This is a genomic window from Helicobacter sp. MIT 03-1614 (genome assembly GCF_000762925.2).
In the GTDB taxonomy this organism is placed as follows: domain Bacteria; phylum Campylobacterota; class Campylobacteria; order Campylobacterales; family Helicobacteraceae; genus Helicobacter_C; species Helicobacter_C hepaticus.
Map to the genome: position 1 here is coordinate 183,967 of NZ_JRMS02000003.1, position 8,219 is coordinate 192,185.

Annotated in this window: 6 protein-coding genes, 1 tRNA gene and 1 pseudogene; 6 read left to right on the plus strand and 2 right to left on the minus strand. The window is 35.8% G+C overall.

Translation table 11 applies throughout. The features are described 5' to 3' along the window. The first annotated feature begins 3 nt into the window (after window positions 1-3). Both ftsA and ftsZ read left to right on the plus strand, forming a co-directional pair. Window positions 4-1,374, plus strand: a complete 1,371-nt coding sequence (gene ftsA / locus LS66_RS03285; protein ID WP_011115621.1) for a cell division protein FtsA — start codon at window positions 4-6, stop codon at window positions 1,372-1,374. A gap of 12 nt (window positions 1,375-1,386) precedes the next feature. Continuing rightward, the gene (gene ftsZ / locus LS66_RS03290; RefSeq protein WP_052057312.1) at window positions 1,387-2,601 is read left to right on the plus strand and encodes a cell division protein FtsZ; all 1,215 of its coding nucleotides are present in this window, start codon (window positions 1,387-1,389) and stop codon (window positions 2,599-2,601) included. A gap of 25 nt (window positions 2,602-2,626) precedes the next feature. Here ftsZ and LS66_RS03295 read toward each other — a convergent pair. Next, window positions 2,627-2,703 (minus strand) — tRNA-Arg (locus LS66_RS03295). A 134-nt stretch (window positions 2,704-2,837) separates the two neighbouring features. On the opposite strand from LS66_RS03295, the gene rpsU reads away from it, so the two are divergent. From rpsU to LS66_RS03315, 4 genes are all read left to right on the plus strand, one after another. Then, entirely contained in the window at window positions 2,838-3,050 is a 213-nt protein-coding gene (gene rpsU / locus LS66_RS03300) for a 30S ribosomal protein S21 (protein ID WP_011115619.1), read from the plus strand. 91 nt (window positions 3,051-3,141) lie between these two features. Beyond that, window positions 3,142-3,885 (plus strand): ABC transporter ATP-binding protein, encoded by a 744-nt coding sequence (locus LS66_RS03305; protein ID WP_034342096.1) that lies wholly within the window; start codon window positions 3,142-3,144, stop codon window positions 3,883-3,885. Continuing rightward, window positions 3,882-4,574 (plus strand): hypothetical protein, encoded by a 693-nt coding sequence (locus LS66_RS03310; RefSeq protein ID WP_034342094.1) that lies wholly within the window; start codon window positions 3,882-3,884, stop codon window positions 4,572-4,574. The genes LS66_RS03305 and LS66_RS03310 overlap by 4 nt, the downstream gene beginning before the upstream one ends. Beyond that, entirely contained in the window at window positions 4,571-6,457 is a 1,887-nt protein-coding gene (locus LS66_RS03315; protein ID WP_034342093.1) for a phosphoethanolamine transferase, read from the plus strand. The genes LS66_RS03310 and LS66_RS03315 overlap by 4 nt, the downstream gene beginning before the upstream one ends. A gap of 40 nt (window positions 6,458-6,497) precedes the next feature. Here LS66_RS03315 and LS66_RS03320 read toward each other — a convergent pair. Continuing rightward, window positions 6,498-8,062, minus strand: a pseudogene (locus LS66_RS03320) (glycosyltransferase). Window positions 8,063-8,219: the final 157 nt, after the last annotated feature.

An 8,219-nucleotide genomic window follows, 5' to 3' on the forward strand; every position in this document is an offset into this window, starting at 1 on the left:
AAAGTGAATCAGATTATATTAGGTATTGACATTGGTTCAACAAAGATTTGTTCCATTATCGCTGAGATAAAAAAGGACGGGACGCCTTTCATTCTTGGTTCGGGCATACATAAGGCTGATGGTATCAAAAAGGGTTCTATTACAAATATTGAGCTTGCTTCTTTAGCAATACGAAATTCTGTCAATGACGCCAAAAGAGTTGCTGATGAAAAAGTAGATAAAGCAATCATCTCTCTTTCTGGTGCATATACAAAAAGTATTAGAGAATCCGCAGTTGTAAATGTCCCGAGCAATGAAATTGGTTTAAAAGAAATTAATCGTGTGATGCAAACAGCTATTTACAATGCTGTTATTCCTGAAGGGCATACTGTTATTCACGCATTGCCTTATGAATTTAGGCTTGATGACCAAAGTTATGCTGAAGACCCTATGGGTATGAGTGCCTCTCGTCTTGAGGCTTTTGTGCATATTGTAACAGCAAAAAAATCAGCGCTTGAGAATCTTAAACGCGCAGTGCGTGAAAGTGGCATAGAGATTGAAAATATTGTTTTAAGTGCGTATGCCTCATCAATCGCCGTTTTAAGCAATGAAGAAAAAGAGCTTGGCGTGGTGTGTATAGATATGGGTGGTCAGACTTGTGATTTGATGATTTATAGTGGTTATTCTATGCGATATAGTGATTTTCTAAGTGTAGGCTCCCATAATATTACTATTGATTTAGCCACTGCGCTTAATACTCACCCAAGCACAGCAGAGCAAATTAAAACAGAATGTGGCAAATTAATTTTAAGTGATGAGGATAAGACAAAGGCTATTAAGGTGCCTATTATGTCAAGTGATACAGCTACAACAAATGTGAATTTAGAAATCGTCCATGCAGTGCTATCTGCTCGTGTAGAGGAAACTTTGCAACTTTTAGCAAAAAGCATTGAAAAAAGTGGCTTAAGAGATAAACTTGGGGCAGGTATTGCTCTTACAGGCGGTATGGCAAATCTTGATGGTATGCAAGAATTTGCATCAAGTATATTTCGTAAGCCCGTAAGAATATCTAAGCCTATGGCTATGAATGGGCTTTTTGACGGTTTGAAAGGCACACATAGTGCTACTGCAATAGGTCTGATACTACACGGAGCAGGACAGCATACTAATTATGAAATGGATTATGAAAAAAAGATTCGTTACAGAAAAAGTAATATCACTACGGAGAATAACGATATGAGCAACATTGGGCTACCAAAAGATGCACTTCAAGAGAGTGCGGGGAATACAAACATCATTCATAATGGTGATTTTTCACAGATTAGAACTTCAGAAGAGGATAAGCATAATAACTTCTTTGTGAGATTCTATAAGTGGGCTAGTCAATTATTTTAAGGAGAGAGCAATATGGAAGACATAATTCAAGAAATTCAACCAAAAGCACAAAATGCAGTCATCGGTGGTAGTGTGAATGTGAGTATTCAAGAGATTCAAGATGAGCCAAGCAAACAAGGTGCAGTGATTGCAGTTATTGGTGTAGGTGGCGGTGGCTCAAATATGGTAAATCACCTTGCGAACAATAATCCTCATAAAGATGTGAAGCTTATCGCTGCAAATACAGATGTGCAAGCTCTTGAAACTACAAATGCAAATCTCAAAATGAAACTTGGTGAGCGATTGACTAAAGGCTTAGGTGCAGGCGGTAATCCTGATGTAGGTATGAAAGCAGCACTTGAGACTTATGAGGAAATAAAGTTGGCTTTAAATGGAGTAGATCTTGTTTTTATCTCTGCTGGACTTGGCGGTGGAACAGGCACAGGTGCTGCTCCTGTGGTGGCAAAAGCTGCTAAAGAAGTAGGCGCACTCACGGTTTCTGTTGTAACTAAGCCTTTTAAATTTGAAATGGGCAAACGAGCAAGATTAGCCGAAGAAGGTTTACGCAATCTTAAAGCAGAGAGTGATTGTATTATTGTGATTCCAAATGATAGATTGCTCTCAATTATTCCCAAAAATTGTGGTCATAAAGAAGCCTTTGCTTTTGTAAATGATGTTCTTACGCGTGCAGTAAATGGTATGTCCAGTGTTATTTTAAAGCATACGCAAGGTGATATGAATGTAGATTTTGCTGATGTGAAAAAAGCAATGAGTTATAAAGGTTTAGCACTTATGGGTATTGGCGAAGCCACAGGCGATAATGCAGCCTCTGATGCTATGCAACAAGCTATTGTTTCTCCTTTACTTGATAATATTTCTATTAAGGGCGCAAAAGGTGCAGTTATTTACTTTGAAACTCACCAAAACTACCCATTTACTGAACTTAGCGCAGCAATGGAGATTATTGAATCTCTTGTTGATGTAGAGGCAGATCTTATTCAAGGTATTCACACATTAAATGACGTGCCAGAAGATTTTGTGCGTATAACTGTGATTGCCACAGGCTTTGAAAAAGAGATTGTAAATGGTGGCAATGATGCTTCACGAAAAACAGATGAAGAGCAAGCTTTAGAACATTCTCGTCAAAGCATACAGCTTATGCGTAATGTGAGTGGAGAAGATTATAATTTGTTTAATAATAATGATACACTTGAAGTGCCTACATATCTTCGCAACCAAAAAGACTAGAGATTTAAAAAAAGAAGTTATATAATGGCGTGCTCGGAGGGATTCAAACCCCCGACCTACAGGACCGCAACCTGTTGCTCTATTCAGCTGAGCTACGAGCACAAATGTGAAGTAAGCTTGGCATTCTAGCGAAAATTTCTTAAAACTCACTTTATGAGTTCACGTCTTTAAGAAAATTTACAACAAAATCAAAGTAAAATACCGCCCTAATCTTAAAAAGAAAGCAGGTGAAAGCTATGCCCGGTATCAAAGTAAAAGAAAGTGAATCATTTGAAGAAGCATATAGAAAGTTCAAAAAGCAAACAGACCGCAACCTTGTTGTAACAGAAGTGCGTGCAAGAAGATTTTTTGAATCTAAAACTGAAAAGCGCAAAAAACAAAAAATTAATGCAAAGAAAAAAATGCTTAAGCGACTCTATATGCTCCGCCGTTACGAGTCTAAACTCTAATGTGTTATCTAACTCTTCTTCTCTCTTAGAGAGTGAGGAGAGAGTTAGTCTTACTTCCTTATTATCCTCATATACAAAAATGGAGTGAGAGATGAATGAATCTAATCTTATCCAAATCACACATTTAAGCAAAACTTATACTCATATAAATGCTTTGAATGATGTGAATCTAAGCATTCCTCAAGGCAAAATCGTTGGTTTGCTTGGACCAAATGGCAGTGGTAAAAGCACTTTGATTAAGATTCTCGTAGGGCTTTTGCGTCAATATCAAGGTGAAGTTTTACTTGATGGACATAAACCAAGCCTCTATACCAAAGAAATCACTGCATATTTGCCCGATAGAAATATCTTAAATCCTAGAATGAATGCGGCTCAATGTATGAGATATTTTGTAGATTTTTTTGCTGATTTTGATGAAAATAAGGCAAGGCAAATGTGTGAGATTTTGCATATTCCTTTAGAATCTTCTATTAAAAGCCTCTCCAAAGGGAATATTGAAAAATTACATTTAATCCTTGCCCTTGCGCGTCAAGCAAAGCTTTATATTCTTGATGAGCCTATTGCCGGAGTTGATCCTTACTCAAGAGAAAGAGTTTTTGAGCTGATTAAAAAGTATGTTCCAAAGCATTCAAGTGTGATTCTCGCTACGCATCTTGTCAATGATGTGCAACCTATTTTAGATGATGTGATATTTTTGTATCAAGGGCGTGTGTTACACTATGAAAGTGTGGAATCGCTCACAGATAAATATGAAAATCTTCAAGCGGCATTTAAAGCTGAAGTATCGCGCTTAGATACTTTTGCAGGAGATTTTATAAATGGAGAGGGCAAATGAAAGGATTTTTCACATTTTTTAAATATGAATTTTTATCAAGCGCTATGCCTCTTGCCTTTACTTATGGGATGGGAACACTTGCCCTATTGTTACTAAGAGTTCCTGATATATCTTTTTCAAGCGAATGGGTTTTTTATGAAGGTATCATAAGAGTATTGCTTAATACTCTTATGATGGGTAGTTTTATAGCTTTTGGTATATTGCTTATAGTGCGTGCATTTCAGAGCTTTTGGGTAGAGATTTTTGGAAGTAGGGGATATTTGACACTCACCTTGCCTCTAAGTCTTGATACTATTTTGCTCTCTAAGATTATCACTCTTGCCTTTTGGGCGGTAATTGGGACTTATTGTGCCTCTGTATTTTATAACTTAGAATTTTTTGTAGAAATCTTATTGAATATAGACATACAAAATGCCCTGATAATATTTTTTGATACATTGATTATAATATTATTTTATATAACACTTATACTCTTTATTACTGCTTTGCTTAACGCCCTCAAAGTGCGCACTTTTGTGTTATTTAAAGGCTTTGGCATTGCGCTTGTTATTCATCTTTTATGGATTCCATTTACACTTGTATATGTAATGCGATATGATAGTTTTTTAAGTATAGACACATTATTTCTTTCCATTGTATTTTACTTTGTTGCGCGTTATTTGATTATGTATAAACTGGAACTTGAATGAAGCTTTTTGCGAATGCTACACTTTTTAGAATCTATATCATTTTATTGTTTTTAAATACAATTATTCTCTTTGGTTCGCAGTATTTTGTTTATACGAAGCATTGGGATTTGTATTGGTTTAGTTCATTTTTTTATCGTGAATTATTGCTGTGTGTGAGCTATTTTTTGGCTTTTTGGCTTTTTTCTTTGCTCCCTCAAAGGCTTGGTAAAGTCTTATCTTGGATTATTTTTGCTCTAAGTGTGCTCTGTTTTATCATTGATATATTTTTGCTTTATACTTTTGATACAAACCTCAATTCTTATCTTGTCATTGTTGCCCTAGAGACAAATCCGCAAGAGAGTGTGGATTTTTTGCGCAATTATATCACCCTCCCACTATGTGGTATTTATGTGCTTTTTGCTCTTGCGTGTTTTATTTTATGGCGTAAAATCACACCTTTTATCCCTTCACACAAGGTAATGAATAGAATCTATATCGCACTTGGCATAAGCATAGCGATTTTAGTAACGATGATTCTCACTCATACGAAGCCACTCAATGAAGATTGGTCAGATATGCTTTATAATTACACAAAGCAAACCTACCGCGCGATTGAAAACACGCGAGGATTCATAGAAGAATACAAAAAGCTTAATGCTAAATTTGATGAACTCTCCACCACTTTAAAAGTCAAACCTACACAAAATCCTATTGATAACATAGTGCTTGTCATTGGAGAATCTACTCAAAGAGGCAAATTAAGCCTTTATGGCTATCCATTACCTACTACACCACTTTTAGAGAATCTTAAAACTTCTAAACCAAACAATCTTTTTGTCTTTAGTGATGTCATCTCTCCTCACGCCCAAACACACGAATCTCTTTCCCTCTCCCTTAGCTTTGCTAATCAAGATTCACAAGGTATCTCTACCCTTAAGCCTTCATCTAAAAAGCGCTCTGTAAAGCCTACAATCAAGCAATGGTATGAATACTTAAATATTATTGATGCTTTTAAGCTAGGAGGTTATCACACTATTGCTATTTCAAATCAAGAGCCAGTTAGTCTTTTTGGCAACGCAGCTGCTACGATTTTAAAACGCGCTGATGAAGTAAGCTTTGTCAATGTCAATGACAAAATGAGCACGACAAAATTTGATGAAAGCATTTTAGAGATTCTTAAAAACGAGCAGCTAGAGCAAGAAGAAGTAGGGCAAGAAGGTTTGCAACAAGGTGCAGATGAAAATACAGAGCAAAAATTAGAATCTAGCCTAACTCACACAAAGCCTACATTCTATGCCCTGCACTTAATGGGCAATCACGCCAAGTATTATAACCGCTATCCAACCAACTTCGCACATTTTGCGTCTAAAGATATGCTTTGTCAAGAGGATAATTCACCTCAAAAAGGTGCAAATATAGAGGAAAATATGCACTATGATAATGCCACCCTCTATGGCGATTTTGTCTTAAGTGAGATTATTAAGCGATTTGAATCCAGTGATAGCATAGTGATTTATTTTAGCGACCACGGAGAAGAAATTTATGATTTTAGAAATTTCATTGGGCATTCAGATTCTAAAATTTCGCGCTTTATGGTAGAGATTCCTTTTATTATTTATGTAAGTGATACTTTTATGCAAAAACATCCATATCTTTATAAAAGAATAAAAAGAGCCCAACATCAAAAATATATGAATGATGATTTAATGCACACACTGCTTGATATTGCAGGTATTAAGATGAAAGGCTATGAGGCAAAAAGGAGTATTTTGAGCGAGGATAAATCTTTTTTAAATGCGCGAGTGCGTATTGTGGGTGAAAAAAAGGGTGCAAGAGGTTATGATAAAGAATTAAAAACACAAGAAAGCTATATCCAGCAAGGCTTATGCCAAAAGAAAGAATAATGTAGCTTGAATGCTTTTAAAGAATCTAGAAATTATAGAGTTATTTAATTTCTATGCCCCTCTCACAATAGCGACTTTTATTTGCTAGAGTTTGTAAGTAGATATTATGATTAGATTCTAACATCGTGCGGGAGTTTTCAGGGTGATAGAGATGATAGGCAATTCCTGCAAATTTTAATCGCCTCATCTCTCCACCATTAAACAAAAATCTCGCCACAAATTCAGAATCTTCCCTCCCCCAGCCAATAAATGCTTCATTAAAGCCATTAATACTTACACAATCAGTCTTAAAAAAGCTCATATTGCACCCGCGAATGCCTTTGATAAAGTCTTTTTTGTCAAAAAATGATGAGGTAATTTTGGAAGTATTAAAAATAAATGACGAGAGTAAAACACATCGTTTTGCTTTGAATCCACCTTGTTTAAAGGCTAAGCTAAAGGCGTCTTTTGTGTTAGATTGCATAATATTTTGCGTAGTGCTTTCATTTAAAATCACACGAGAGCCTTGCAAAAATACACCTTTTTTTGCAAAGTGTAGATGTTCTTTTATAAAATGAGAATCTAAAATCATATCGCCATCAATGATAATAATATATTCTCCATTTGCCGCATTTATGGCACGATTACGAATCTCACTTAAGCGAAAGCCTTTATCCATCTGCCAAATATGCCTTAAAGGACAAGGAAAGTCTTTTGCATAAGATTCTATTAATTCTTTTGTATCCTCTGTGCTGCCATCATCGGCAATAAGCACTTCACTTGGCAAAAGCGCAAGATTTTTTACAGAATCTAGCACTAAAGCTAGTCTTTCTTTTTGATTATAAGTAGTGATGATAAGCGAACATACTCGGGGGGGGTCGTGTTTTGAAGCTCATAAAGCTTCATATATTTAAAAAAAGTGCCTAATCCATTGCAAGTAGCAATCACAAAACCTTTGTATCCATAAAAAATGCCTTTTTTGAAAAAATAATCTCTAAAAAATGTCCAAATTCCGTGCGTGATTGCTTTCAATGGACTTGATTTTTTATGTTTATTTTGCTCTGCCCAAAGGCTTGAGTATCGTTGGAGTTTTTCAAGGAGATGAGCGATATTATCATAGGCGTAATGTTTTATTCCGCTTGAGAGCTTGAGTGTATGCGCATTTTTGGGGATTATCACACTCTCGTGAACAAAATTGTCATTAAAGCGCGTGAAAGTTTTATTAAAAAGTCGCCAAACATAGTCTGGATACCACCCACACGCCTTTATCCACTCTCCATTATAGAGATTTTTACGCGGCAGGGCATAAATCGTGTGAGAATTGAGCTCTAAAGATTCTATAAGCGCAAGTGTGCTTAACTCAAGCACCTCATCAGAATCAATACTCAAAATCCAATCGTGCTTCGCATAGCTTATCGCTAAGTTTTTCAAAGCACCAAAGCCGATAAATTCACTCTCAAAAATCCGCACATTAGAGAAGTTGTGTGCTATTTCCAAAGTTTTATCAGTGCTACCATTATCAAGCAAGATAATCTCATCAAAATTTTTTAAAGACTCTAAGCATTCTTTTATGGTGTCTTGTGCATTTTTCACTAAGATTGTTACGCTTATGGGAAGTTTTTGCATTTTTCACTCTTTTATTTTGGGAGTATTGTTTGTTGAAATTATACCAAATGAAGATAACTTGTATTCCCGTGTATGAAATCAAAGTTATTTCGCGTTTGAAATCAAAGTAAAATCTCTCACTTTGATTTCATATATGAAATTTACAACTCAACTTTTT